This window comes from Chryseobacterium daeguense DSM 19388 (genome assembly GCF_000430825.1).
GTDB lineage: Bacteria > Bacteroidota > Bacteroidia > Flavobacteriales > Weeksellaceae > Chryseobacterium > Chryseobacterium daeguense.
Map to the genome: position 1 here is coordinate 398,867 of NZ_AUMT01000003.1, position 24,968 is coordinate 423,834.

Consider the following 24,968-nt stretch of genomic DNA (forward strand, 5'->3'; position numbering starts at 1 on the left):
CGTCTTCAGGCTTCCTTCTTAAATAAAAAACCTCTATCTTTGACCATCTAAATATTAATTTGAAAATAAACTAAAAATGGTACTTAACAATTTAAATTATCCGCTGGATTTTAAATTTAAGATTACAACATTATCCAGTGATTTTAATATCACCGATAAAAACGGCAGCTATGTAGCATACGTTCGCCAAAAAATGTTTAAACTAAAGGAAGATGTAATCGTTTTTAATGACGAAAGCAAATCCAAGGAGCTTTTCAGAATCAAAGCAAATCAATGGATCGATTTTAATGCGTCTTATTCTATAAGCGAAATTGCAACAGGCAAAAGCTTCGGAAGACTGGCCAGAAAAGGGATGAGATCGCTTTGGAAGTCCAGCTATGATATTCTTGACGCCAATGATCAACAAAAATTTACAATTACAGAAGACAACGCCTGGACAAAATTTTTCGACGGATTTGTAAGCGAAATCCCGATTATAGGAATGTTTACAGGATATTTCCTGAATCCTTCTTACACTGTAAAAGGAATAGACGGGAAAGAATATTTTAAACTTAAAAAAATGCCGTCTTTCTTCGGCAGAAGATTCCAACTGGACAGGCTGATTGACATTGATGATGAAGAAGAAAGCGTGATCATTCTTTCCTTATTGATGATGACTCTTCTGGAAAGAGCCAGAGGTTAAAAAAATGAAAAAAAAAATAAACCACAAACAATGAAATACTTACTTATTTTCTTTTCAGCAATCGTGTTGGTTGCCTGTAAAAAAGACAAGAAAACGGTTCAGGATTCTGTATCTGGAAAGGATTCTCTTATAACGGTACAAGATTCTGCCAAAACAGAAGTTTCTTCAGGAAAAATTACAGTTGAAAACTTTCCTTTTCCAAAAGAAATTAAAGAATGTTCATGTTATTTTGCTAAAAACAAGGCAGATTTCGAAGCAGAAAAATATATTTATGCTGACGATGCAGGCAAAACTGCTTACATGAAGCTGGACGGAAAAAGACTTGCCATGAATCTTATCTCATCAAGCGACATGGAAGTAGACGAGGAACTGACCAAGGAAATTGAAAATGATGACTACAAAATCTCCGTAAAAGGCAAGAAAATAAAAAGTGAAGAGGCTTTGCTGTTTGAAGGTACACTAACCATCGAAAAACCGGACGGTACAGTGGAAACAATGCCTATCTACGGTGAATGCGGATGTTAACCAGCTTCTAGCAAAAATATTGCTTCCCGTTTACGGAAGCATTTTTTATTTCGTAATTTTGATAAAAATAAAAATTCAATGGAACTTAATGCAATAGAACCGCAAATAATCTGGAAAAATTTCTCCAAATTAAATGCCGTTCCAAGACCATCAAAAAAAGAAGAAAAAGTAATTGCTTTCATCAAAGAATTCGGTGAAAATCTTGGATTGGAAACTACTGTAGACGAGGTAGGAAACGTAATCATTAAAAAACCTGCCACTGCGGGAATGGAAAACCGTAAATCCATTGTTTTACAGTCGCATCTGGACATGGTTTGCCAGAAAAACAATGATGTTAATTTTGATTTTGATACACAGGGAATTCAGATGGAAATCGATGGTGACTGGGTAAAGGCAAAAGGTACGACCTTAGGGGCAGACAACGGCCTTGGAGTGGCTACCATTATGTCAATTCTGGAAAGTTCAGACATTCCGCATCCTGATATTGAGGCTCTTTTTACCATTGATGAAGAAACGGGAATGACGGGCGCTTTAGGATTAAAGCCTGGCCAGTTAACCGGCCAGATTCTATTAAACCTTGACACAGAAGAAGATGATGAAATTGATATTGGCTGTGCAGGAGGAATTGATGTAACCATTACACAATCCTATGAAACTGAAGTAGCAAAAGGCCAAATTGTAAGATTTGAAGTAAAAGGATTACAGGGTGGTCACTCCGGAATGGATATCCATAAAGGTTTCGGAAATGCCAATATTATTTTAGGAAGACTTCTGTATAAAGCATTGGAAAAAGAAAATATTCAGTTGATTTCTATTGACGGTGGCGGGCTGAGAAACGCAATTCCAAGAGAAGCCGTTGCTATTGCCTCCGTAAGAAACGCAAATGAATTTATTGAAGAACTTACATCAGGACTAAAAAAAGAAATACTGGAAGAATTTGCAACTATAGAGCCTAATCTTCACATTAATATTGAAAACGCTACATCTTCCGAAAAAGCTTTATCAGAGGCAGATTCAAAGAAAATAATTCTGGCGCTTAAGTCTCTTCACAACGGAGTTTACAGAATGAGCCCGGATGTAAAAGATCTTGTAGAATCTTCAAATAATGTAGCAAGAGTAGAATTAAAAGGCGGAGAGCTTAAAATTTTAAACCTTTCCCGTTCTTCTGTAGAATCATCTAAAAATTCTGTATCAGAACAGCTGAAATCTGTAGCAGAACTGGCAGGAATGAAAGTGGAATTCAGCGGCTCTTACCCGGGTTGGAAACCAAAACCGGGCTCTGAAATTGTCCAGCTGATGGAGAAATTATACACGGAAAAGTTCGGTGAAAAACCTCACGTTGTAGCATGCCATGCCGGTCTGGAGTGCGGAATCATCGGAGCCAACTATCCTGAAATGGAAATGGTAAGCTTCGGACCTACAATCCGCGGAGCGCATTCGCCTGATGAAAAAGCAAATATACCTTCAGCACAAAAATTCTGGGCTTTCACTAAAGATATTTTAGCGAATATTCCTTTAAAATAAGCCTGTAATTGCAATATTGAATATCCAAAGTCGTTTTGATTTTGGATATTTTTATTTTAATTACTAAATATGCGTATATGCTTTGACAAGCTCCGCATGACATATCTAATACTAATCGTTTTTAAATATTATTTTTAGCAGTGTCATGCTGTTCCTATCGAAGCACTTTTAACAATAATTAAAAATTTTAGAATCATGAAAAGCATCACGGTATTCTGCGGCTCAAGTTTTGGGTCGGAAGATATTTATAAAGAACAGGCAGCTTTACTTGGAAAAACTTTAGCAAAACAAAATATTCAGCTGATATATGGCGGTGCAGATGTCGGCCTGATGGGCGCAGTGGCAGATGGAGCCTTACAGGGAAATGGAAAAGTTATTGGCGTTCTTCCTGACTTTTTACAAAAAAAAGAAATAGCTCATAAAAACCTCACAGAGCTTATTTTAGTAGAATCCATGCACGAAAGGAAAACCAAAATGAATGAACTCTGCGACGGAGTTATTGTTCTTCCCGGCGGCTACGGAACTTTAGAAGAGTTTTTTGAAATGATTACCTGGGTTCAGCTTGGATTACATAAAAAACCGATTGCTGTCTTAAATATCAACGGATTTTATGATGATTTAATTAAGCTTGTTCAAACGATGGTTGATAAAGGCTTCCTAAAAGAAATTAATCGTGATATGCTGCTTATCAGTGATGACATTAATGATTTATTAGAGAAAATGAAAAATTATGAGGCTCCGGTGGTTGGAAAATGGATTTCTAAAGAGGAGGTTTGATTTATTCAAGTTAAATTGAAACAAAAAAAACCGCCCTACAACAGGCGGTTTTTTGTTTATATTTAAAATTAAAATTTCTACGGATAAGGCGCAATCTCCACTTCAAGACCTTCCATTTCCATTGCTATGTGCAGCTGGCAGCCCAATCTGCTATTCTCTTTCACATGGAACGCTTCTCCAAGCATTGCATCTTCTTCATCACCCATCGGTTCAAGCCCGGGATCATTAATTACATATACCTGACAGGAAGCACACATCGCCATCCCGCCGCAAACACCAATGGTTCCTTCTTCTGCCAATTCATACGAACGGATAATTTCCATAAGGTTCATGGACATATCTGTAGGTGCCACTACATTATGGGTTACCCCTTCTCTATCGGTGATTTTTATATTGATATCTGACATAATTTTGCAAAATTAGTCAATTTTTTTCACAACTGCCTTTTCAGCCTCTTTTCTGCTTCCGTCAAATCCGTCTACACCGCTTACCGTTGTATATTTTAATACGTATTTTTTACCCGGGTTCAATCTGTTATAAACACTCTGGCACATCAAAGTAGCTTCGTGGAAACCGCACAGGATAAGCTTCAGCTTTCCGGGATATGTGTTGATATCCCCGATTGCGTAAATCCCGTCGATATTAGTTTGATAATCCAATGCATTATTTACAACGATCGCATTTTTTTCGATGTTCAAGCCCCAGTTTCCGATTTCTCCTAATTTTGGAGTCAGTCCGAACAATGGAATAAAATAATCAGTTTCGATATCATACGGATCCTGGCCATCAACAGCTACAGTAATTCCGTCCACTTTTCCGTTACCTTTGATTGCCGTAACTTCAGCCGGAGTAATTAATTTAATTTTCCCTTGATTTTTCAGCTCCTGAACCTTTTCTACAGAATCCAAAGCCCCGCGGAATTCATTTCTTCTGTGGATCAAAGTCACCTCACTCGCTACATTAGATAAGAAAATGCTCCAATCCAGCGCAGAATCTCCTCCGCCAGCAATTACCACTTTCTTATTTCTGAAATGCTCAGGTTCTTTCACAAAATATTCAAGACCTTTTTCCTCGTAATCAGCAATGTTCTCGATAGTCGGTTTTCTTGGCTCGAAAGTTCCCAAACCTCCCGCAATTGCAATAGCTTTTGCTCTGTGAACCGTTCCTTTATTAGTTACTACTTCAAACCATTCATCATCTACTTTTGTATAGGAAACAGCTGTTTCACCAAGGGTAAATCCGGGCTGGAACTGCTTGATCTGCTCCATTAAGTTATCAACAAGCTCACCTGCATTTACAGAAGGATAACCCGGAATATCGAAAATAGGTTTTTTGGGATAAAGCTCGGCCAGCTGCCCGCCCGGCTGAGGAAGCGCATCAATAATGTGACACTTCATTTTTAAAAGACCAGCTTCAAATACTGCAAAAAGTCCCGTAGGTCCCGCTCCTATGATCAATATATCGGTAGTTATCATATTTATTAAGATAAATTAATTATACTTGTAGCTGCAAATTTACTAATTTTAATGCTAAGCATATTTAATTCATTCTAAATAAAAAACTGAGATTTATCAAATATCTAGAATTTAAGGTTTTAAATTGGCAGTGTTTTTGCAAAAATTTATTTATGAAGAAAATTTTGAATTTTATTGCAGTATTTATATTCTGTTTCGGTTTCGGCCAGATAGATAATATTGCACACGGCGAATCCATTACTTTCAGGATCCACTATGGGTTCCTAAATGCCGGAACAGCCACCCTCACAACCCAAAAAACCAATTATAAAGGAGTTCCACATCTCTATGCAAAAGGAACGGGACAGACAACGGGTGCTGTAAAAGCTTTTTTTAAAGTAGATGATCTTTATGAAAGCTTTATTAATGTAAATACAGGTTTACCAAGCTTTTATGTAAGAAATGTAAAGGAAGGAAGCTATTCTCAACATTTTGAGACGGTTTTTAACCATGATAACAATACGTTAATTTTAACTGATAAGAAAACGCCTGCCAACGGGTCAAAAGTGATCAAATCTGTAAAAGGTGTTCAGGATATGCTTTCATGCTTTTATTATCTGAGAAGCAAAAGCCCGGGTGAACTAAAAGTAGGAACAGTTATCAACATGAATGTCTGGATAGACGACGAAATGTTTCCTTTCCAGCTGAAAGTAACAGGTACAGAAAATTTGAAAACAAAATTTGGGACTATCAATTGTTTAAAAATTATTCCGTCCGTAAAAAGCGGAAGGGTTTTTAAAGAGAAAGAAGGCGTTACCATGTGGGTTTCCAATGATGCAAACCATATTCCGATGCTGTTAAAAGCTGAATTGGCCGTAGGTTCCCTAAAAGCAAGCATTGATGATATCAAAAATGTAAAATATCCTTTGAAATTCACTAAATAATTAGATTTAATAATTAAAATAAATGTCTGCAATTTTTTGCAGGCATTTTTTATGTGGTATGTAATAAATTTTTCATCTCAATTGTCATCATTATATAACACTAAGAGACAATCAACCATGAAAGCCAAAATACTGATCATCTGTATACTATTGTTTTCACATTCCCTATATTCCCAAAAAAAGGAAGAAAATAATATTATCAGGAAGAAGATTCTGATCACAAAAACCTTATCATCCCCAAAAATAGACGGAATCCTTGATGATTCAGAATGGCAAAACGCTCCTGTAGCTACCAATTTTATTGAAAGAAACCCCAATAACGGCCGTCCTCAGGCAGATTCCATAAAAACAGAGGTGAAAATTTTATATGATGATACCGGAATTTATTTCGGAGCTCAGATGTATGATCCCACGCCGGCGAAAATTGCAAAAGAACTCACCGAAAGAGATGGTATCAGCAATGATGATTTTTTCGGAGTGGCTTTAAACGGATATAACGATAAACAGCAAAGCCTCGAATTTGTAGTTACCGCGGCCGGCGTACAGTTTGATGCAAAATTAACAACGGACGGCGAAGACGATACCTGGAACTCAATATGGTACAGCGGTGCAAAAATCAATGAAAAAGGCTGGTCCGTGGAAATAAAAATTCCTTATTCCGAATTGAGATTTCCAAAAAGCAATGTACAGGAATGGGGAATGAATATGTTCCGGAAGATCCAGAGAATCAAAGTATCATACGACTGGAATTTTGTAGACAATGCCAAGAATTCCTACACTCTTTTTGACGGTGTTTTACAAGGTATCGAAAATATAAAACCTCCTACCCGATTGTCTTTCACTCCTTATTTTTCAACTTATATTAATAGCTATGACGGGAAAACAACCGCTAATGTGAATGGTGGAATGGACGTAAAATATGGTATTAATGACGCTTTCACCTTCGATATGACGCTTATCCCGGATTTCGGGCAGGCTAATTTTGACAATTCAATTTTAAATTTAAGTCCGTTTGAGCAGCAATTCTCCGAGCAAAGAACATTTTTCACCGAAGGAACCGAGCTGTTCAGCAAAGGCGGCATGTTTTATTCAAGAAGAGTAGGCGGCGAGCCTACGCTTTATCCCACAATTAGCGCTAACGAAGAAGTAACGGAATATCCTTCAAAAGTAAAATTATTTAACGCTTTTAAAATTTCCGGACGAACGAAAAAGGGGCTTGGAATTGGGTTTTTCAACGGTGTTACCCAGAAAATGGAAGCCACTATCATCAATCATGAAACAGGAGAAATCAGAAGAGAAGTTGTAGAACCGTGGGCCAACTATAATGTGCTGGTTTTTGACCAGAGATTCAACGGAAATTCTTCTGTATCATTAGTAAATACAAATGTAACAAGGGACGGAGCGTTTCGTGATGCCAATGCTACAGGAATTCTCTGGGACATTATCAATAAAAAAAATATATACAAAACCTTCGGAAGCCTGAAAGGAAGCTGGGTGATGAATGGTGAAACAAAATTCGGGACGCGAGCAGAAGCCGGTTTTGAAAAAATTGCTGGGAAACACCGCTTTTCCATCAACGGAAATGCCACTACAAAAAACTGGGATATTAATGATGTAGGATTTTCTACAAAGACCAATTTTGCCAATTACAATGCCTGGTACGGCTATAGAATTCTGCAGCCTACAAAAAACTTCAATAATATTTACCTGAATTTTAACCTGAATTATTACCACAGATTAGAACCTTTTATTTTCCAGAATTTTGTTTTTAATAACAACAACAGCTTTACTGATAAAAACTTCCGTGTTTTTGGCGGCGGGATTGAATTTACACCTCTTGGCCAAAATGATATTTTTGAACCCAGGACTTTCGGGCGGCATCTTAAAGTTCCGGGATATTTTGATTCGTGGATCTGGTTTGAAAGCGACAGCCGAAAAAAGCTGCAGTATAATTTCACCATAGATTATTATGCTTTTGATGAAAAAGGAAGAAACCAGGTTTTCACAGAATTTGGGCTAAGATACAGGTTCTCAGATAAATTTAATATAAACTGGAATTTTAATCCAAGTTTCAGCAATAATGAAACAGGTTTTGCCGGCAAAAATGACCCTGATATTTTCATTGGACGAAGACAAAGAAACACTTACGAAAATGCTTTAACCTCAAAATATACATTTAACGAGAAAACCTCCCTGACACTTACTTTCAGACATTATTTTTCTGATGTTACGTACAAACAGTTTTATACCTTAAATCAGGATGGAAGCCTTACAAATACTGATAATTTCAGCAATAATCTCAACGGAACTTATAATGCCTGGAATGTAGATTTACGGTTTTCTTGGTGGTTTGCCCCGGGAAGCCAGCTTACACTGCTCTACAGGAATGCAACATCCAATTATCTTGAATTTTCAAGGCTGAATGTTACTAAAAACTATGATATGCTTTTCAGCGAACCCACGGTAAATAACTTTTCCTTAAAACTAACCTATTTTCTGGATTATAACAGGGTAAAATCTTGGGCTAAAAAAAGAAAAATGAAAGGCTAAAAATACTAACAACGTAGTAAATTTTTCAATATCATCTCGTTTTTAATTACGTTTTGTTTCTTAGGTCAGTAATTAAAAACAAAAAACCTCCGGAATTCCGGAGGTTTGATTTTCTTCTTTTTTATCATTTGTGTGTGTTCGTTCTTTGGTTCTTTCTCATCATTTGTGTTTTATGAGAATCAAAGATCATTATAGTAATTTTTTTCCTTCTTTTTGTTGATACAAATGTACTAACATCATCATATACAATCCTCATAAATGTTTTAGATATATATCGCCAAGACAGTAGATTTTTATCTACAAATCAATAGTTACAATAAAAAATCATTTAAAAAAAAGAACCTCCGAAAAAAATCCGGAGGTTCTTTTATGCGATCTTTGATTCTTTCTCATCATTTGTGCTTTAGAGAAATCAAAGACCTATGATCTTTCTTAAATAATTTTTTCTTATCTCTTATGTTGATACAAAGATAGAAACAGAGAGGGATATAAGCATTATAAATGATGTAGATATATGTCGTATCTGTTATAGATATAATTCTACAAATGATTACTGACTGTTCTTGATGATCTCAATCAGTTCCACCAGATTTTCGATTTCCAGCTTGTCAAAAATCCTCCTTTTAAGTGTACTTACAGTATTCTGTTTAATGTCCAGCTTTACTGCTATTTCAAGATTTCCGAGACCCTGCGCATACATTTCCGCAATCTGCAGTTCTCTTTCTGTAAGAGAAGACAAAGGATTAACCAGGCTTGGATTTTTCATTGAGTTCACCAGTAAAATCTGTGTTTCCGGGGAAATATATTCTCCGTCGCTTAATATTTTTCTGATGGCTTTTTCTATTTCTTCCTCCTCATTCAGCTTACTCAAAAAACCGTCGGCTCCTGCATTTAAATATCTAAGTGAATGCATTGTTTCGTCAATCCCTGTAAAAATAAGAACTTTCATTTTCGGTCTTATTTTTTTAATCTCCGGCAAAACGGAAAGGCTGTTCCCGTCAGGAAAATGAGCGTCAATAACAGCGATATCTATCGGGAATTTATTTATGGATTCTGTGAGCTGCTGCAGATTGGATGCATGAACAACCTCATGATCAAGCTCCATATCTTCCAAAAGGAAAACAAGCCCCTGCCGTATAAGGCTGTGGTCATCCGCTAGGAGGAAAAAGATTTTTTTCTGATCTGGCTGATTCATTTGTTTTTATTTAAATTAATTGAGAAAACCACCGTAGTACCTTTATTCACTTCGCTTGATACGGATATATTTCCGCCATACAGCTCCACTATTTCTTTACATAAGCTCAAGCCCAAGCCGGCACCAAGATTTTCTACATCTTCGGATAAAATCCCCTGATAATAAGGTTCAAATATTTTTTCCAGATCAGACTGAGCAATTCCTATACCGCTATCACTTATTTTTGTGGTTAGGCGAATTGTATTTTCATCCAGTGCTTCTGTAGCTGCTGTAACCCGGATTTCTCCGTTCTCGGTAAATTTATTGGCATTTCCGATAATATTCATAAAAACCTGGTTGATTTTTTTGTTATCAGAATAAACAACAATATCTGGGTTTATGTTTTCATTGACGATCAGCTTATTATTTCTCGTTTCCACGTAAGGCTCAACGGAATTGAGAATGGAAGTTATTTCATTTTTAAGGTTAAAAACCACCGGAATCAGCTTATTTTCTACGGCCTGATTTTTTGTGTATTCTAAAATCTGGTTGGCCTGTATCAAAAGGCTGTCATTGGTATAGCTTATAGATTTAAGGTATTCTTTAATTTTTTCATCCTCTGTTTTTTTATTAATCCTGTTGATGAAAATGCCTATTATTTTTAATGGTGATCTCAATTCATGGCTCAGCATTCCTAAAATTCTGTTCTTGAATTTCAGGTTCTCGTTGATCTGCTTGTTCGCTTCCTTCAGTTTACGTTCATAAATAAAGGCGATCCTCGTTAACAGCATAATTAAAATGGAAACAATAAACATGAGAATCAGCGCCCCGAAGATCAAATTTGTCCTTATTCTGTTATTTTTTGAATTCTGTTTTTCGTATTCTTTTTCAAGATCTGCTTTAGAATTCTTGATAGCAGATTCATAGACGGTTATCAGGCCTTCGCTGTACATCAGCAGATTGCTATACATTTTATAAATAGTTCCGTCATTATTCTGCCTTTGGATTACATTCACCTGCATTTTTTTTACCTCACGGGAATAATATCGATCAACCAGATTAATGATGCTATCCAAACCTTTTTTAATTACAGCAGCTGGATCTTTTCCTTGTTTTACGGTAATTACCGTGCTTTCTTTACGTACATTTTCCTTTCCGGCAATAGCGTCTCCCAGACGTCCGAAGAATCCCTTTTTCTTCACCGTATCAGAATATGTTTTAGTTTCTATATTGAAATTAAACTTGTCGAGGCTGTTTCCCAGATCATATTTATTAATTTTCGTAAGATCAGCCGGAGCTTTCACATTGGATTTTGTTGAAAACTGATACGTAGAATCTACCAATACCTTTAGTCTTTTGATATTTGCTGAATCCTTTTTTTGAGAAGCCAGGCTATTTTTTAGCCTTGGGTATTTGTTTTCATAATGACAGATGCTGTCAAGATTCTGACTCAGCTTATTTAATGATTTAAAATAAGAATCCAAAAACTGGCTGTCTTTACTGGTAATATATTTCTGAAGAAAATCCTGGGCATTGAGAAGCTCCTTTTTAGAATTATCTTCCAAATTTTCCAATGAGCGAATTTCTTTTAATTGCTGCTCAATAAAAGTTAAATTTTTCCTATTAACAAACTCATTATAAAAAAATCCCGCTATAAGTACCTGAATTAATAGAATACATATAATAAGAGAGTAATGAATTACTTTTCTTGATTTGAAATCTGTCGATTTTACAAACATGTCCTTTTCCGAAGTTTTTCTAAAAATAAAAGTAATAAAAAATCCTGTAAATTGCTTTTTTACAGGATTTGATTTATTTTAAGTTTAAATTATAAAGTTTTAAACTGCTCCAATGTTCTGATGTCATTTTCAAAGAACATTCTGATGTCGCTCATCTGATAAAGAAGCATTACGATTCTCTCAATCCCCATCCCAAAGGCATATCCTGAATACTTTTCTGAATCAATATTTACATTTTTCAAAACGGCCGGGTCTACCATTCCGCATCCCATAATTTCCAGCCAGCCGGTTCCTTTTGTGATTCTGTAATCTGTTTCAGAATTTAATCCCCAATATACGTCAATTTCCGCACTTGGCTCAGTAAAAGGGAAATAAGAAGGTCTTAATCTGATTTTCGACTTTCCGAAAAGCTCCGTTGTGAAGAACTGTATGGTCTGCTTTAAATCTGCAAAACTTACATTTTCATCAATATATAAACCTTCAATCTGATGGAAAATACAATGCGAACGTGAAGAAACTGCCTCATTCCTGAACACTCTTCCCGGTGATAAAATCCTGATAGGAGGCTGATTTTCTTCCATATAACGTATCTGTACAGAAGAAGTATGGGTTCTCAATAAAATATCCGGATTCTGCTCAATAAAGAAAGTGTCCTGCATATCTCTTGCCGGATGATATTTCGGAAGGTTTAGTGCGGTAAAATTGTGCCAGTCGTCTTCAATTTCCGGCCCGTCTGCCACTGCAAAACCAATAGATTTAAAAATCTCGATAATCCTGTTTTTAACCAAATTAATCGGATGTCTTGAACCCAGATCAAGTGGAAAGGCCGGTCTTGTAAGATCTTCTTTTTCAAGGACAACAGAAGATTCCGAAGCACTCTTTAAGTCCTCCAGCTTTACATTTACAGCCTGCTTCAAAGTATTGATCTTCTGCCCGAATTCTTTCTTCTGGTCGTTAGGAACTTCTTTAAATTTTTCAAAAAAATCGTTCAGAATTCCTTTTTTACCATTGTACTTGATTCGGAAGTTTTCAATCTCCTCTTTAGATGTAGCATTGAAGCCGTTTACTTCAACCAGTAATTCTTCTATCTTTTCTATCATTGTCTGACCCTTTCAAAAATGTTTTGCAAAAATACGATTTTTCAGTTGAATATTTTTCCTTCTTATGTTAAAAAAAATCTGCCCCTTATGCGGAGGCAGACTTCAATCACTTATTTCACTTAAATAAAAAAATTATTTTTTTTCCAAAGCCTTCACGTTGATCTGAAGAGTTACCTCATCTTTGATCACACCGTTTTCAGCAGGAGCCTGGAATTTTACCCCAAACTCTTCTCTTTTAATATCTTTCGGTTCAGTTGCAATGCTTACTTCTCCATCTTTTACAGACACATTTGCCTTAAACTGAACAGGTTTTGTAATCCCTTTTATGGTTAAATTGCCATCAAGAAGCGTATTGTAATCGCCTTCTGCAGATGGGGTAATTTTTGTAATTTCGTAGGAAGCTGTGGGGAATTTTTCTGTTTCGAAGAAGTCTCCGCTTTTCAGGTGGCCGTTCAGTTTTCCCAGCTGTTCAGCATCATCTTTCAGGTCAACCGATGTAAGAGAGGTCATATCCGCAACAAATTTTCCGCTTTCAAGCTTACCGTCTTTTACCGTAAAATCACCGCTTTCAAATTTAATAGTCCCGAAATGGCTTGTATTTTCACATTTAAAAATTTTGTAGCCCTTCCACTCTACTTTACTGTTCAACGTATCCACTACATACTGATTACCGTCTTTAGTTGTCGTTACTTCACTGCTTTCGCTGGAAACAGGCTTCTCTTTTTTACAGGAAACCATCACAGCTGTAGCAAAAAATGCCGGAATAACAATTGAAAACAGCTTTCTTTTCATAATTATTAATTTTTTAATACTCCTGCTAATATAATAAAAAAATTGTTTCTTTCATAAAAACATTTCATTTCATTACATTTGTAATATGCTATTAGAAATAAACAATCTATACTTTTCATATTCCAAAGAAAAGCCCCTGTTTCAGAACCTTAACCTTAAGTTTGAGGCTGGTAAAATAGTAGCGCTGGCCGGAGAAAGCGGGTGCGGAAAATCTACTTTACTGAGTCTCGTTTACGGACTTCTTGACTGGGAAAGCGGAGACATTATTTTTAACGGAGAAAAACTGCTGGGGCCAAAAGGAAACCTGGTTCCGGGAGAAGCTTCGATGAAATTTGTAGCGCAGAATTTTGATCTGATGCCTTACGCAACCGTGGCAGAAAATGTAGGAAAATTTATTTCAAATATTAATTTAGCAAAGAAAAAAGAAACGGTAGCTGAGCTTCTGGAAGTGGTGGGGCTTGAAGAATTTGCAAATGTTTTACCCAAATATCTTAGCGGCGGGCAGCAACAACGTGTTGCCATTGCAAGGGCGCTTTCCGTGCTTCCAAAGCTTTTGATTCTGGATGAGCCTTTCAGTAATCTGGATTTTCCGAGAAAGATTGAATTACGTGAAAAATTATTCAGATATGTGAAGCAGCAGAATATTTCTTTAATCATTTCTACTCATGAGCTTCAGGATATTATTCCCTGGCTGGATCAGATCATTGTTCTTCAGAACGGAAGATTAATTCAAAATGAAAGCCCGGAAGAAACATTCAGAAATCCTTATAATTCTTATGTGGCTAAACTTTTCGGCGAAGTGAATATTTTTAGTGAAAATGAAATCAAAGATTTTCAGATTTCGAAATTTTCTTATTATCCGAAAGAAATAAAAGTCTCAGAAAACGGTATTGAAGCCGAAGTTCTGGAAAGCCGGTTTGCGGGAAATCATTATTGGAACAAGGTAAGCGCGAAGGGTAAGGAAATGGTGATTTATACAGATAAGAAAATAAGCGGGAAGATTTATGTTGTTTTTGCTTAGTGTTTTTTAATTACATTCCGTTTTAGACCACCCCGTCAAAAATTCTTTGAATTTTCGCCACCCCTCCGGAGGAGGGGAATTATGCATGTTTTTAATGTAGCGGATTCCTTTCTTCCAAATCATTAACCGTCACATTTCCCAACACTTAATGTGAATTTGTGGATAAAAAAACAGAAACAAAACGATGAGTTTTAAAACTTTTTGTTACATTTGTATTTCTACAGCATAAGGAAATTTTTGGTTAATTCTCTTTCTGCCTCCTGAGACGAAAATTAGTCGTTCGACAATCTAGTCTTTTGAAAGATTACACTGTCCAATTCTTTCCTTTTTTTTATGCCTTTTTCACAAATTCCGACTTTAAAGCCATCGAACCGAAACCATCAATTTTACAGTCAATATTATGATCACTGTCTGGTCTCAAACGGATATTTTTCACTTTAGTTCCTGCTTTTACTGGTTTTGGAGCGCCTTTCACCGGCAGATCTTTGATTACTACTACAGAATCTCCATCCTGAAGCTCATTTCCATTCGAGTCTAGAATTTTACCTGAATTAGAAACTTCAGCGCTTACCTCTTCCGGATTCCATTCGTAGAAACACTGGGAACACACCATCATATTATCACTTGGATAAGTAAATTCAGAACTACATTTCGGACAAAGTACAGTATCACTCATATTTTTTAATTTTTGCAAAGATAGGTTTTTGAGTTATGAGTTAAAAATTATGAGTGATAAGTTGGAAAGTTGAAAACATACATTACATAATTAACTCATATTTTTAACTCATAACTCAGAGCCCTGTTTAAATTTTATTCAATAATTTTTTATAGCTTTTCTTAATTTTTTTAATTAAAATAAATGCTGTTTATTTAAATTTAACATTAAGAATTTCAGCGAGTTAAGTTTACTCTGATTAAGAAATCAATAAATTGATTTTTATTAAGTTTTTTAAGCTAAAAGGGCCTAATTTCTTAACGGTAAAAACAAGTTATAAATTTAAACAGGCTCTAATTAACTCCATAATTTTTAACTCATGACTCATAACTAATAACATTTAAAATTTTCGTATTTTTGCAGATTCAAAATAGCAGAACCCAATTTTATGGAACTTATTCACAGAAATTTAGCGATCGGAATTCATGATGCTTTGCAGGAAACATTTTTCGAGAAAAATAAATATGCCGATAAAGTATTAGAAAGACTTTTAAAGGCAAATAAAAAATGGGGAAGCCAGGACAGAGCCGTTGTTTCCGAGATTTTTTACAATATCATCCGTTGGAAAAAACGCCTTGAATATTATATGGGTGAAGGTGTAAAGCCTAATAATATTTATAAATTAATCATCGCTTATCTTCTTTGGAGCAAAACAAATTATAAAAAGTTTGAGGAATTCGACGGAATAAAAATCGCTGATATTCTTACAAAGCTTAAAAAAGGAACAGTTCCGACGAAAGCTATAGAATATTCTATTCCTGAATGGCTTGCTGAAACGCTGGAAAAAGAATTGGGTCCAAAATGGGAAAAAGAGATGCATGCCTTAAACGAGCAGGCACCAACAGTTTTAAGAGCAAACTCCCTGAGAACCACACCAAAAGAATTAATTTCTGATCTTTCCGATGAAAATGTAGTTTCATATCCAGTGAAAAATTATCCCGATGCCGTGCAATTGGAAGAAAAAAAGAATGTTTTTCTTACAACCGCGTTTAAGGAAGGATTATTTGAAGTTCAGGATGCATCATCTCAAAAAATCGGGTATTTTCTTGATGTGAAAGAAGGACAGAGAGTTGTAGATGCTTGCGCAGGCGCGGGTGGGAAAACACTTCACCTGGCTGCTTTGATGGGAAATAAAGGACAAATTATCGCTCTGGATATCTTCGAATGGAAGTTAGTGGAATTGAAACGCCGTGCAAAAAGAGCCGGTGCCCACAACATCGAAACACGCCTGATTTCTGATAATAAAGTGATTAAAAGACTTCACGATAAGGCCGACAGGTTACTGATTGACGCGCCATGTTCAGGACTTGGAGTTTTGAAAAGAAATCCGGACAGCAAGTGGAAAATTGACCAGGATTTTATTGACAGAATTAAGCTTGAGCAGCAGCAGATTCTTCAGGATTACTCCAAAATGCTTAAAGTAGGCGGGAAAATGGTGTATGCGACATGTTCTATTTTACCATCTGAAAACAACGGGCAGGTAGAAGAATTCTTAAAAAACAATCCGAATTTCAAAATGATCAAGGATGAAAAAGTAATGCCAAGTGAAGGCTATGACGGATTTTACATGGCTTTAATAGAAAGGACATCATAAACAACCGTTTAAAAAATATTTATCATACAAACTACCCTATTTTCCGGGTAGTTTTTTTGTTCCAGATTCTGAATTTAATCAAAAATAAAACCTCTGAAAAAAGAAATTCCATGAAAAACTTTTCAGAGAAATGTAACTTTCTCGCCATCTTGCACACCTATACAATGAAAAACTAATGTAAAATTCACAAAGTTGACATTTTATTAACTAAAAATTATCTTTGTGAAAAACCAATCCCGCTTATGCATCAGAGAATTTTAGCCAGCTTCTTTATTTTTTTATTCTGTGTTTCTTTCGCACAGACTTATGAGGTTCAATACATTAGCTCCTACAACGGAAAAGTACAGACGGAACAGTCGCCCACTTTAGTATGGGTAAATGAAAAGGAAAATTTTATTCTAAATAATAAAATAAGAGAACAAAAAGCAGATTTTCCATTTGAAATAACAAAAATTGAAAAACCTTCCAACACAGTAGTTTCTTATGCTTTTTTGAAGCCCGGAGAAATTATTTCGACTTCTGATACTGAATCCGTAGGAAAACAAAACTTCGAGCTTACTAATGAAACCAAAAAAATCTTAGGATATACTTGCAAAAAGGCGGTTACTAAAATCAATTCTAATACTATTGAAGTATGGTTTACCACTGATATGAAAATTCAGGGAGGCCCTTCCGTAATAGGACAAAATCTGGGTTTCGTACTGGAGATCGAAAGAAATAAAAACTCTGTAATTACCGCCAATTCAATTAAAAAAGTAAAGAAAACAGAGATCGGCAATCTGCTTAAAGGTTCTATTAATTCTACAGATCAGTTAGGCTACAAAGATCTTTTATGGAAAAGCAGATTTACAACCCTGAAAGTTTTTGAAAACGAAACCATTAATTTTTCGGATGAATCCAAATCAGATGAAAACGTAAAAAGATTTGCTAACGGAACGATTATCCTTAAAAAAATTAAGTTCCCGAAAATTTCTCAAGGCGAAAATATTTTTGTTGAATTAAAGCAGCAGTCCAATGGTGATGCTTATGACAGAACCGGAACCGTTTTCTTTATTCCACAAGATAAATCACAGTCTTTTTTCAATGGATTGGAAAGTGGCGCAAAAACGCTTCCCGCTTATGACAACGGAAACGGAAAGCAATATTACGGTGTAGCTTCCACAGAAAATTACAATCCTGCTATTGAGATGATGAGATTTTTTACGGCGTTCGGGATCAATAAATTTAATCATATTCAGCTAAAAGATAAAAGCTGGCAGACCATAAACCCTTACCGGCAGGACATTACGGAGCTAAAGCCTTCACTGTCTGAAAAAGAGCTATGGGTTGGAACTTTTATCGGTAATTATGATAAAGGAGGACATAAGGTGAGTCTTGAGATCACCATCCACAAAAGCGACCAGACCATCAATAAAAACAATACCGTAATTCCTTTATTTAATACTTTGAATATTATGGAAATGGCCGGACAGGACTATTCCACGATGTTTAACCTGGATAAAGGTCTGCAGGTAGAATTTACCTTAAAAAAAGATTTAAAAAATGCGCAGCTGAGGTACATTACCACGGGCCACGGCGGCTGGGAAAACGGCGATGAGTTCGTTCCTAAAGCCAACTCTATTTTCCTTGACGGCAAAATGGCATTCTCTTTTGTACCGTGGAGATCAGATTGCGGCTCTTACCGTCTTTACAACCCTGCTTCAGGAAATTTCGCAGACGGACTTTCATCATCAGATTTAAGCAGATCAAACTGGTGCCCGGGAACGGTTACCAACCCCAACTTCATCTCTCTTGGAGATTTAAAAGCCGGAAAGCACACTATTCAGGTAAAAATTCCGCAAGGCCCTACAGAAGGAACAAGCTTCAGCTCTTGGAATGTTTCGGGAGTATTACTGGGTTCTGAATAAAAAAACCTTCTCGCAAACTGAATTGCAAGAAGGTAAAAACACAAATGATGAAAAAAAATTATTTCGAGCCACAAAGTAAAGGCTAAAATTCAAATAATAAATTATCATAGATTAAGAAATATATCAATTTTATTTCGTATGTAATTGAGATTTCGATTGCACAGCGAAAAAAATTAACCAAATTCCTTGTTTTGGTTAAAAATAGTTGAAATTTTTCTTTTTATAAAACTATTTAATTAAAAATTTTAACCAAATCAAATTTTTTATTGTTATTTTTAAACTACAAACTTATTTTTGTTTCAAATAATAATAAAATGTGTGGAATTGTATGCTTGTTTGACGCCAAACAGAAAACAGAAATTTTAAGGCCCCAGGTTCTTGAGATGTCAAAAAAAATCCGTCACAGAGGTCCGGACTGGAGCGGTGTATTTCAGGATGATAAGGTAATTTTTTCTCATGAAAGGCTTGCCATCGTAGATCCTACTTCCGGAAAACAGCCTTTGTTTACTAAAGACAGAAAAATTGTTTTAGCCGTAAACGGCGAGATCTATAATCAAAGAGAATTAAAGGAAGAATTTCCAGACTATGAATTTCAGACAGAATCTGATTGTGAAGTGATTTTACCGCTTTATCAAAAATATGGAAAAAATTTCATCGAAAAACTCAACGGGATTTTTGCATTCTCTTTATATGATACTGAAAATGAAGTGTATCTCATTGCCCGCGATCACATGGGAATCTGCCCGCTTTATCACGGCTGGGACAAAAACGGAAACTATTACGCAGCATCAGAATTAAAAGCCCTGGAAGGAATCTGCAAAACCATTGAAACTTTTTTGCCGGGCCATCTTGTTTACAGCAAAGACGGAACTGAGCTGCAGCAGTGGTACAAAAGAGACTGGGAAAGCTTTGAAAATGTAAAAGATAACGAAACCGATATCGCAAAATTAAGAAAGGGCCTTGAAGACGCCGTTCACAGGCAGCTGATGAGTGATGTTCCTTATGGCGTGCTTCTTTCCGGAGGATTGGATTCTTCTGTGATCTCTGCGATTACGGCAAAATTTGCAAGACAGAGAATAGAAAGCGGTGATACTCAGGAAGCATGGTATCCACGTCTGCACAGCTTTGCAGTTGGTTTGGAGGGTTCACCGGATCTTGTGGCAGCTCAGAAAGCAGCAGAACATATTGGCTCGGTGCATCATGAAATCAATTTTACGGTACAGGAAGGCCTTGATGCCATCCGCGACGTCATTTATCACCTCGAAACCTATGATGTAACAACGGTGCGTGCTTCTACCCCAATGTATCTTCTCGCAAGAGTCATTAAATCCATGGGAATAAAAATGGTGCTTTCCGGGGAAGGTTCTGATGAATTATTCGGTGGGTACCTGTATTTTCATAAAGCTCCGAACGCAAAAGAATTTCATGATGAAACGGTAAGAAAGCTCGGCAAACTGCATCTTTACGACTGCTTAAGAGCCAATAAAGCACTGATGAGCTGGGGAATAGAAGGCCGGGTTCCATTTTTAGACAAAGAATTCATGGATATTGCAATGACTATTAACCCGAAAGATAAAATGGTAAACGCAGCCGAAGGTAAAATTGAAAAATGGGTATTGAGAAAAGCTTTCGAAGACATTCTTCCTGATACTATCGTCTGGAGACAGAAAGAACAGTTCTCGGACGGCGTGGGATATTCCTGGATTGATACGTTAAAAGCAGTTGCAGAAAATGAAGTGACTGATGAAATGATGGCCAATGCGAAATTCAGGTTTCCACTGAATACACCTCAGAATAAAGAAGAATACCGTTACAGGACGATTTTCGAAGAGCATTTCCCAAGTGAAACAGCCGCCGCAACTGTTCCGTCCGTACCATCAGTAGCATGCTCTACCCCAATTGCACTGGAATGGGACGAGGCTTTTAAAAATATGAACGATCCAAGCGGAAGGGCCGTAAAAGTACATGAAACGTCTTATGACGAATAGTGAGACTGATAATTTATTAACCGGAGGTTTTATGCTGATTACCCTCTGATTTCTGGCTTCTCAGTCAAATTTTATTAATCCTGTAGCAATACGGGATTTTCTTTTGAATAAACCTTAAAATATTATCAGAATTTAACCGTTAATCAAAAATAATATCTAATAAATAATTATATTTGGAAAACGAAAATATCAATTATAAAAAAATGAGAAGAAACATTACTATCTTATTTGCTTTATTATCCATGACTTTTGCTTTTGGACAGGGGAAATACGGCAAATATCTTAGCTCCAAAAAGCTGGCCATGGTCTATAAAAGCGTGAAGGATCAAGATAAAGATGATTATTATCAGCAATACTACTGGCTTGCAAAAGCCGAGCAACTGAAAACATATCCTCACCTTAAAGATATAAAGCCGGTTGTTTTATATGAGTTTGTAAAAAAAGTAAATCCTCAGAACCCGACTAAAACTCTGGATGCAAGAGGAAAAGAATTAAGAGAAACAGCAGAATTATCATTAAATCAATATTTTAAAAACAAAAATTTTGAGAACAATTCTGTTTTAATGTATAACCTCGAAACGTATGTAGACCCTTCTAAAGGCCAGTATTACACAAAAGTAGACCCGGAAAAAATCAAGGAGCTGGTTCCGAAAGAACTTTTCGCCTTCAATTCCAACAACAGAAATACAGGGGAAGACAAAACCTATTACTTATGGATCGACAAAAAGAAGGATGATTTCAAGATCGTAGATATTATTCCTGACGAAAAAGAAAACAAAGATTTCTACGCAAGAGTAAAGCAGTATCTTCCGAATTTCAAGTTTTCTAAATATGTTCCTTCTGTAAAAAAAGGTACAAAAACCGACAGAACAGATGTAGATTACTACTACATTATGCCATTTGAGCAAAATACAGATAACATCGAATACAAAACAAAGGATTTCAAAACCTTCTCATTAAGCCAGTACAGAAAAGCCGGCGACGAGTGGAAAGGGGTTGAAAAACCTAGAAAATAAAAATAAGTCCTGTGAAATTCACAGGACTTATTTTTTTGTCTGATTCGCAGGAATTCTACGGTAAATGACAACCTGAATTTAAAATTTGAATATTTTAATCAACAAAAAATTACTTAAGGAATAAATATTGCTCTTAAAAAGTATTCAAAAAAACAAATGATTAAAATTTTATTAAGATAAAATGTCAGAAGCAATATCGCAGCCCAATTCGATAAAGAAAACTTTACCGCTAATTCTTGCGACTGCTATTTTTATGCAGATGCTGGATTCCACAATCCTGAACACTTCCCTGCCTTCCATTGCAAAAGATCTGCAGGAATCGCCACTCAATATGCAGAATGCGATCATCAGTTATGTTCTTACTTTGGCGGTTTTCATGCCGGCAAGTGGTTTCCTGGCAGACAGGTTCGGAACTAAGAAAATTTTCATTTTTTCGCTCATCCTTTTTAGTTTGGGGTCATTTTTTTGTGCAATTTCTCAGAACCTTACCCATCTTGTTATTTCACGGGTTATACAGGGAGTTGGCGGCAGTCTTATGACACCCGTCGGAAAATTGGCATTAATTAAAACTTTTGATAAAAACGAACTGTTAAAGGCTATGAATTTCGCTATTATCCCTGCATTGATAGGTCCGGTTTTAGGCCCATTGGTAGGAGGTTATATGGTAGATTATCTTTCCTGGCACTGGATTTTTCTGATTAACATCCCAATCGGGCTGTTGGGAATTACTTTAGGTATAAAATACATGCCGAATTATAAATCCAAAGATGTAGATTTTGATTTAAAAGGCTTCCTGATCTTTGCAGCAGCCTCTCTCCTTCTATCAATTTCCCTGGAACTTTTTGGAGATATGCAGAATACCACCCCCGTTTTGGTTATTTTCATTCTGGGATTTCTTTTTCTGTACTATTACTACAAACATGCAAAAAAAGATGAAAGCCCGATTTTTCCCTTGAATTTATTCCAGGTAAGGACTTTCCGTGTTGGAATTGTGGGAAATCTGGCCACGAGATTAGGTATCAGCTCGGTTCCTTTATTATTACCGTTAATGATTCAGATTGCGTACAAGCAATCGGCGGTCACTTCAGGCTGGATTATTGCACCAATGGCCATTACAGCAATGTTTGGAAAGTCTTATGTTATTAAAATTTTAGATAAATTCGGTTACAGGCAGACACTCATGGTGAATACTTTCGTGATCGGAACTTTAATCTGTCTTCTGGCTATTCCCAATATTCACAGCTCTTTATATTGGTTTGTGCCCATTATTGCAGTTTTGGGATTCTTCAACTCTATCCAGTTTACTTCAATGAACACCATTTCTATTGCGGATCTCAGAAACTTCCAGACCAGCAGCGGAAATTCGCTGGTTTCGGTGAATCAGCAGCTTGCCATTGGTTTCGGGATTGCTTTTGGGTTGATTGTTTTAAAAATATTCGAAAACACAGAGCTCATAAAAGGCGAGATACACAACGCTTTTCGCTTTACTTTTCTCACAGTAGGAATTTTAACAATTATATCAGGATTTGTTTTCCGAAGACTTCATATTTCAGACGGAAAAAACATGAAATCGAAGGAGGGTTAATAGTTTTGAGTTATTAGTTTAGTTCGTCATTGCAAGGTACGAAGCAATCTTTTTGTAATACGGCTTTAAGAGCTTTATGAAATAATTTCATCATGAGACTTCCAACTTCCATTTTTCAGGAGCTTTTTCCTGCTTTCCGCTACAATCTTTTTTTCAAAAAGGATTTTCACTACAATCAGGGCTAAGGATTTCGGGAGTGGTGGCTTCGAGAACCTCAGCCACCATTGAGATGGCAGCCTTTTTCATTAATGTTTGACTTAATATAATCTTTGATTTTTGAAGCTGGGAATCTTAGATAATGAGATCGCTTCGTACTTCACAGTGAATAGTGAATTTAGAAATGTTAATTGACGATTCACAATTCACAATTCACAATTCACATTATTACCACAGATCAATGCACCCTGCTTTTGACTTCAGTAACTTTGCTTTTATAATAACAACATTGTTATGGAAACTAAAAAAGTAGAAAGCATCATAGCACCTCAGCCCGCACATTTTGTGGGTGATGGCTTCAGGGTTCACAATTTTATTCCGGGAGTGGAAGGATTGGATATGAAGAGGATGGATCCTTTCATTATGCTTGATTATAATTCGAAATATAATGTCAGCGCGACAGATCAGCCTCGTGGTGTGGGAGTGCATCCGCACAGAGGTTTTGAAACGGTTACCATTGCTTATCATGGGAGGGTTCAGCATCATGACAGTGCGGGCGGCGGCGGTATTATCGGTGAGGGAGATGTACAGTGGATGACGGCTGCAAAAGGTGTTCTTCATAAAGAATATCATGAAACCGAATGGGCAAAAACCGGTGGTATTTTCCAGATGGTCCAGCTTTGGGTAAATCTTCCTTCAGTTTATAAAATGAGCTGTCCGAAATACCAGTCGATCAGGAATTCTGAAATGACGAAAGTGGATCTTAACGAAAACGGTTTCATTGAAGTGATTGCAGGAAGTTACAAAGATCAGAAAGGTCCGGCTTTTACTTTCAGCCCGGTAAATATGATGAATGCCCGGTTGAAAAAAGGAGGAAAAGCAGATTTCAATTTTCCAGCGCATTTTAATACAGCTGCATTAGTGGTTGAGGGAAATATCATTGTAAATAATGAAGAAAAAGCATCCACAGATCATCTGGTTTTATTTAAAAATGAGGGTGAAAACTTCACTATTGAAGCCACGGAAGACTCAGTAGTTCTGATAATCAGCGGAGAACCTATTAACGAGCCTATTTACTCCCACGGCCCGTTTGTAATGAATTCCAGGGAGGAAATTATGCAGGCTTTTGAGGATTATAATTTGGGAAGATTCGGTTATTTGCCGGATTGATTAATACCAGATCAAATGTAATTAATCTTTTCCTTAATTTTATACAGATATTTTATTTAAACGTAACATTGTCATTAGGAATCTAAGCGTTTTTTACTTTTCAACAGCCTGAATTCCTCCGGAATTACAAATTAAGCGAAAATTAAATGTAAAATTTGCACCCTTATATAATTCCAACAAAATTAAAAAACAAAGAACCATGAAACCAGAATTTGAAAACATCCCCCTCATTAATACAGGAAAAAGATTCGAAATAGAATTCAACGGTAATTTTGCTTTTATAGATTATCGTGAAATGGGCAGTCAGATTGCTTTAAACCACACCGAAGCGGATCTTTTGATTGCCGGAACGGGTGCTGCACAGGCTGTCGTTGAAAAAACACTGCACTATATTGAGGAGCACAATAAGAAGGCCCTTCCCTTTTGTCCGTACGTAGCATCATTCATCAAAAAAAACCCGGAATGGAAATGCGTTGTAGATGAAAGATTTCACGGATACAACCAACTTTAATTTTGCTTAAAGTACCATAAAAATTGGAAAATTTGACTACATTA

Annotated in this window: 21 protein-coding genes; 14 read left to right on the plus strand and 7 right to left on the minus strand. The window is 36.3% G+C overall.

Annotated elements, in window-relative coordinates; all coding sequences use genetic code 11:
• Positions 1 to 76 precede the first annotated feature (76 nt).
• The 4 genes from H560_RS0106285 to H560_RS0106300 all read left to right on the plus strand — a co-directional run bounded on the left by H560_RS0106285 (position 77) and on the right by H560_RS0106300 (position 3,508).
• Positions 77 to 682 (plus strand): LURP-one-related/scramblase family protein, encoded by a 606-nt coding sequence (locus tag H560_RS0106285; RefSeq protein ID WP_027379255.1) that lies wholly within the window; start codon positions 77 to 79, stop codon positions 680 to 682.
• A 30-nt stretch (positions 683 to 712) separates the two neighbouring features.
• Positions 713 to 1,207, plus strand: a complete 495-nt coding sequence (locus H560_RS0106290; RefSeq protein WP_027379256.1) for a hypothetical protein — start codon at positions 713 to 715, stop codon at positions 1,205 to 1,207.
• Between the two features lie 78 nt (positions 1,208 to 1,285).
• Positions 1,286 to 2,731, plus strand: coding sequence for an aminoacyl-histidine dipeptidase (locus tag H560_RS0106295; RefSeq protein WP_027379257.1), 1,446 nt, complete (start codon positions 1,286 to 1,288; stop codon positions 2,729 to 2,731).
• Positions 2,732 to 2,926: 195 nt separating this feature from the next.
• A complete protein-coding gene (locus H560_RS0106300; RefSeq protein WP_027379258.1) occupies positions 2,927 to 3,508 on the plus strand; it encodes an LOG family protein in 582 nt (193 codons plus the stop codon).
• Between the two features lie 77 nt (positions 3,509 to 3,585).
• Here H560_RS0106300 and H560_RS0106305 read toward each other — a convergent pair whose 3' ends face one another.
• Positions 3,586 to 3,915 (minus strand): 2Fe-2S iron-sulfur cluster-binding family protein, encoded by a 330-nt coding sequence (locus tag H560_RS0106305; RefSeq protein WP_027379259.1) that lies wholly within the window; start codon positions 3,913 to 3,915, stop codon positions 3,586 to 3,588.
• A gap of 12 nt (positions 3,916 to 3,927) precedes the next feature.
• On the minus strand, positions 3,928 to 4,983 hold the full coding sequence (locus H560_RS0106310) for an NAD(P)/FAD-dependent oxidoreductase (protein ID WP_027379260.1): 1,056 nt from the start codon (positions 4,981 to 4,983) through the stop codon (positions 3,928 to 3,930).
• 152 nt (positions 4,984 to 5,135) lie between these two features.
• On the opposite strand from H560_RS0106310, the gene H560_RS0106315 reads away from it, so the two are divergent.
• Entirely contained in the window at positions 5,136 to 5,906 is a 771-nt protein-coding gene (locus H560_RS0106315) for a DUF3108 domain-containing protein (RefSeq protein ID WP_027379261.1), read from the plus strand.
• A gap of 117 nt (positions 5,907 to 6,023) precedes the next feature.
• Positions 6,024 to 8,456, plus strand: a complete 2,433-nt coding sequence (locus H560_RS0106320) for a DUF5916 domain-containing protein (RefSeq protein ID WP_027379262.1) — start codon at positions 6,024 to 6,026, stop codon at positions 8,454 to 8,456.
• Positions 8,457 to 9,006: 550 nt separating this feature from the next.
• On the opposite strand, the gene H560_RS0106325 is transcribed toward H560_RS0106320, so the two are convergent.
• From H560_RS0106325 to H560_RS0106345, 4 genes are all read right to left on the minus strand, one after another.
• Positions 9,007 to 9,651: a response regulator transcription factor gene (locus H560_RS0106325; protein WP_027379263.1), complete on the minus strand. Its 645-nt coding sequence runs from the start codon at positions 9,649 to 9,651 to the stop codon at positions 9,007 to 9,009.
• A complete protein-coding gene (locus tag H560_RS0106330) occupies positions 9,648 to 11,204 on the minus strand; it encodes a sensor histidine kinase (protein WP_228372432.1) in 1,557 nt (518 codons plus the stop codon). The genes H560_RS0106325 and H560_RS0106330 overlap by 4 nt, the downstream gene beginning before the upstream one ends.
• Positions 11,205 to 11,458: 254 nt before the next feature.
• Positions 11,459 to 12,469, minus strand: a complete 1,011-nt coding sequence (gene pheS, locus H560_RS0106340) for a phenylalanine--tRNA ligase subunit alpha (RefSeq protein WP_027379265.1) — start codon at positions 12,467 to 12,469, stop codon at positions 11,459 to 11,461.
• Between the two features lie 132 nt (positions 12,470 to 12,601).
• The gene (locus H560_RS0106345; RefSeq protein ID WP_027379266.1) at positions 12,602 to 13,261 is read right to left on the minus strand and encodes a YceI family protein; all 660 of its coding nucleotides are present in this window, start codon (positions 13,259 to 13,261) and stop codon (positions 12,602 to 12,604) included.
• An 85-nt stretch (positions 13,262 to 13,346) separates the two neighbouring features.
• Here H560_RS0106345 and H560_RS0106350 point away from each other — a divergent pair, with 85 nt between their 5' ends.
• Positions 13,347 to 14,282: a sulfate/molybdate ABC transporter ATP-binding protein gene (locus H560_RS0106350; RefSeq protein WP_027379267.1), complete on the plus strand. Its 936-nt coding sequence runs from the start codon at positions 13,347 to 13,349 to the stop codon at positions 14,280 to 14,282.
• A 331-nt stretch (positions 14,283 to 14,613) separates the two neighbouring features.
• On the opposite strand, the gene H560_RS0106355 is transcribed toward H560_RS0106350, so the two are convergent.
• Entirely contained in the window at positions 14,614 to 14,958 is a 345-nt protein-coding gene (locus H560_RS0106355) for a zinc ribbon domain-containing protein YjdM (RefSeq protein ID WP_027379268.1), read from the minus strand.
• Positions 14,959 to 15,385: 427 nt separating this feature from the next.
• Between H560_RS0106355 and H560_RS0106360 the strand changes: the two genes are divergently transcribed.
• The 7 genes from H560_RS0106360 to H560_RS0106405 all read left to right on the plus strand — a co-directional run bounded on the left by H560_RS0106360 (position 15,386) and on the right by H560_RS0106405 (position 24,924).
• A complete protein-coding gene (locus H560_RS0106360) occupies positions 15,386 to 16,591 on the plus strand; it encodes an RsmB/NOP family class I SAM-dependent RNA methyltransferase (RefSeq protein WP_027379269.1) in 1,206 nt (401 codons plus the stop codon).
• Positions 16,592 to 16,833: 242 nt separating this feature from the next.
• Positions 16,834 to 18,498 carry a GLPGLI family protein gene (locus tag H560_RS0106370; RefSeq protein ID WP_027379270.1) on the plus strand — a complete coding sequence of 555 codons (1,665 nt, stop codon included), beginning with the start codon at positions 16,834 to 16,836 and terminating at the stop codon, positions 18,496 to 18,498.
• 314 nt (positions 18,499 to 18,812) lie between these two features.
• Complete coding sequence (asnB, locus tag H560_RS0106375; protein WP_027379271.1) at positions 18,813 to 20,486, plus strand: asparagine synthase B; 1,674 nt, start codon at positions 18,813 to 18,815, stop codon at positions 20,484 to 20,486.
• A gap of 203 nt (positions 20,487 to 20,689) precedes the next feature.
• Positions 20,690 to 21,502, plus strand: a complete 813-nt coding sequence (locus H560_RS0106380) for a hypothetical protein (protein ID WP_051289192.1) — start codon at positions 20,690 to 20,692, stop codon at positions 21,500 to 21,502.
• A 181-nt stretch (positions 21,503 to 21,683) separates the two neighbouring features.
• Positions 21,684 to 23,087, plus strand: coding sequence for an MFS transporter (locus H560_RS0106385; protein WP_027379273.1), 1,404 nt, complete (start codon positions 21,684 to 21,686; stop codon positions 23,085 to 23,087).
• 450 nt (positions 23,088 to 23,537) lie between these two features.
• A complete protein-coding gene (locus H560_RS0106395; RefSeq protein ID WP_027379274.1) occupies positions 23,538 to 24,413 on the plus strand; it encodes a pirin family protein in 876 nt (291 codons plus the stop codon).
• Between the two features lie 199 nt (positions 24,414 to 24,612).
• The gene (locus H560_RS0106405) at positions 24,613 to 24,924 is read left to right on the plus strand and encodes a GNAT family N-acetyltransferase (protein WP_027379275.1); all 312 of its coding nucleotides are present in this window, start codon (positions 24,613 to 24,615) and stop codon (positions 24,922 to 24,924) included.
• The last annotated feature ends 44 nt before the right edge of the window (positions 24,925 to 24,968 follow it).

What these genes read in the sequence shown, in the direction of transcription:
- H560_RS0106295 (WP_027379257.1), top strand. Translation starts at nt 1,286, where the DNA reads ATGGAACTTAATGCAATAGAACCGCAAATAATCTGGAAAAATTTCTCC.
- H560_RS0106345 (WP_027379266.1), bottom strand. Translation starts at nt 13,261, where the DNA reads ATGAAAAGAAAGCTGTTTTCAATTGTTATTCCGGCATTTTTTGCTACA.
- H560_RS0106305 (WP_027379259.1), bottom strand. Translation starts at nt 3,915, where the DNA reads ATGTCAGATATCAATATAAAAATCACCGATAGAGAAGGGGTAACCCAT.
- asnB (WP_027379271.1), top strand. Translation starts at nt 18,813, where the DNA reads ATGTGTGGAATTGTATGCTTGTTTGACGCCAAACAGAAAACAGAAATT.
- H560_RS0106310 (WP_027379260.1), bottom strand. Translation starts at nt 4,983, where the DNA reads ATGATAACTACCGATATATTGATCATAGGAGCGGGACCTACGGGACTT.
- H560_RS0106405 (WP_027379275.1), top strand. Translation starts at nt 24,613, where the DNA reads ATGAAACCAGAATTTGAAAACATCCCCCTCATTAATACAGGAAAAAGA.
- H560_RS0106290 (WP_027379256.1), top strand. Translation starts at nt 713, where the DNA reads ATGAAATACTTACTTATTTTCTTTTCAGCAATCGTGTTGGTTGCCTGT.
- H560_RS0106380 (WP_051289192.1), top strand. Translation starts at nt 20,690, where the DNA reads ATGAGAAGAAACATTACTATCTTATTTGCTTTATTATCCATGACTTTT.
- pheS (WP_027379265.1), bottom strand. Translation starts at nt 12,469, where the DNA reads ATGATAGAAAAGATAGAAGAATTACTGGTTGAAGTAAACGGCTTCAAT.
- H560_RS0106325 (WP_027379263.1), bottom strand. Translation starts at nt 9,651, where the DNA reads ATGAATCAGCCAGATCAGAAAAAAATCTTTTTCCTCCTAGCGGATGAC.
- H560_RS0106370 (WP_027379270.1), top strand. Translation starts at nt 16,834, where the DNA reads ATGCATCAGAGAATTTTAGCCAGCTTCTTTATTTTTTTATTCTGTGTT.
- H560_RS0106300 (WP_027379258.1), top strand. Translation starts at nt 2,927, where the DNA reads ATGAAAAGCATCACGGTATTCTGCGGCTCAAGTTTTGGGTCGGAAGAT.
- H560_RS0106350 (WP_027379267.1), top strand. Translation starts at nt 13,347, where the DNA reads ATGCTATTAGAAATAAACAATCTATACTTTTCATATTCCAAAGAAAAG.
- H560_RS0106385 (WP_027379273.1), top strand. Translation starts at nt 21,684, where the DNA reads ATGTCAGAAGCAATATCGCAGCCCAATTCGATAAAGAAAACTTTACCG.
- H560_RS0106360 (WP_027379269.1), top strand. Translation starts at nt 15,386, where the DNA reads ATGGAACTTATTCACAGAAATTTAGCGATCGGAATTCATGATGCTTTG.
- H560_RS0106395 (WP_027379274.1), top strand. Translation starts at nt 23,538, where the DNA reads ATGGAAACTAAAAAAGTAGAAAGCATCATAGCACCTCAGCCCGCACAT.
- H560_RS0106285 (WP_027379255.1), top strand. Translation starts at nt 77, where the DNA reads ATGGTACTTAACAATTTAAATTATCCGCTGGATTTTAAATTTAAGATT.
- H560_RS0106315 (WP_027379261.1), top strand. Translation starts at nt 5,136, where the DNA reads ATGAAGAAAATTTTGAATTTTATTGCAGTATTTATATTCTGTTTCGGT.
- H560_RS0106355 (WP_027379268.1), bottom strand. Translation starts at nt 14,958, where the DNA reads ATGAGTGATACTGTACTTTGTCCGAAATGTAGTTCTGAATTTACTTAT.
- H560_RS0106320 (WP_027379262.1), top strand. Translation starts at nt 6,024, where the DNA reads ATGAAAGCCAAAATACTGATCATCTGTATACTATTGTTTTCACATTCC.